At 51.7% G+C, this 1,602-nt stretch carries 2 protein-coding genes; one reads left to right on the top strand and one right to left on the bottom strand.

From position 1 onward, the window contains the following. Positions 1-52: 52 nt before the first annotated feature. Entirely contained in the window at positions 53-310 is a 258-nt protein-coding gene (locus tag BLU70_RS14185; RefSeq protein ID WP_074694005.1) for a YhjD family protein, read from the bottom strand. 207 nt (positions 311-517) lie between these two features. On the opposite strand from BLU70_RS14185, the gene BLU70_RS14190 reads away from it, so the two are divergent. Beyond that, positions 518-1,602, top strand: a 1,085-nt coding sequence (locus BLU70_RS14190; RefSeq protein WP_176780931.1) for a helix-turn-helix domain-containing protein, incomplete at its 3' end; no start/stop codon positions are given.

The raw sequence follows: 1,602 nt of genomic DNA on the forward strand, positions 1-1,602 counted from the left end.
TCGCACGAGGCGTAGAAGCTCTGCATGTCCACCAGGCCGTAGATGAGCTTGGTCATCGCGAGATCATCCCCGTCCGCTTGGCACGATTCGCGCCTTCGGCCTCCAGCATCTTACGCATGAAGACCGCTTCGTCGTAGTGGTCGCCGACACGAAACTCGATGCGGATGTCCATGTCTCCGTCCTGACGCTCAACGATGTGTAACCCTTCCGCGCGCATCTGTGCCTTGACGCGCGCAAGTTCGCGTGTGATGTGCGCTTGGATGAGTTCGAGGATGAGAAGTTGACGGAGTAAGGCGGTAGGACGGGTCATAGGGGCACCTCTGATACGAACATGTGTTCTGTATGAGAGTATATGCGGATTGTCTTCTCCACGCAACGTAGCTTTTCGTCTCCGTAACATGTGCTACTCAGCGTAGCGCATGTTATTCTTGCCAATTGGGCTTGTGTGGGTTACAAAGAAGGTAACAGCAGGAACTCTCCGATTCCAGTTTCGGAACAGAGTGGAGAGGATGAGGGCGTGTTGGATGCATCCTTTCCGGAGATTCTTCGACGACTTCGCGAAGAGCGAAACTTGACCCAAGCGGATTTGGCAGGGAAAGGCATTTCACGAGCGTTGATCAGCTTGTATGAAAGTGGTCGCAGGACGCCGACCTATGAGACGCTCGCCTATCTAGCGGAACGTTTACAAGTCACCGTGGATATTTTCTTCGGTTTCAACAATGAAGTCGTCCAAAAGGCGATGATGACCCTCATCCATCAGGCAGAACAGGCAGAACGGCAAGAACGATGGAAAGACGCCTTGGAGATGTGGGAGTCAGCGCACAACTTGTGTGAGGCATACCACTTCACAACATGGGATTTCCATATTAACGCCCACCGGGGTATCACCTTGGTGAACTTGGAACGTTACCAATGCGCCGTCGAAATTTTGCTTCCTCTTGTAGTTGACCCACGACTGCACGACAACCGCGACGTAGCCTATGACATTTTGCGTGGTCTGGCTTTGAGTACTCGGCAATTGGGCCAGTTAAAGATGTCGGAGACATTCTTTCGGCTCATTCTGCATCTACTCGGCCCTTCTGATGAGCGTTGGATTCGAACACATATCAACTTGGCAAGCATCTATGAACTTTTAGGAGAACACGACCAGGCGATTCGACATTATATCACGGCTGCTGAGTCCGCGCGACGTATGGGGAATGCGGAGCTTGAAGCGTGGGCGATTATCGGATGGACGACTGCTGAGATGAGTTCGGGAATGACAGAACATGTGTCGTTGCTACTTGACAGGGCTCATGACCTAGCCGAGTCTCAGCAGGATGCATACCTGTTATACGCAGTTAGGCACAACAGATTGGTACTCAAGCGAATTCAACGTGATGTCGACGCATTCCTTCGTGATTACGCAGTGCTATTGAACGAAGTGCCCAGCGATGAATGGAAAGCTCGATTGCTCGAAGAGAAAATCAAGTGGTTCTTAGCTGATCAGAACTGGAATGACGCAGAAACTTGTTTGCACGAGGCCTTAGGGCTTCCCGTGACGACACCGATTCGAGCCGAACTCCTCATGTTGGGAGGTGAACTCTACAAGCAACGTGGGAA

It is taken from the genome of Alicyclobacillus hesperidum (assembly GCF_900107035.1).
Lineage (GTDB): Bacteria > Bacillota > Bacilli > Alicyclobacillales > Alicyclobacillaceae > Alicyclobacillus > Alicyclobacillus hesperidum.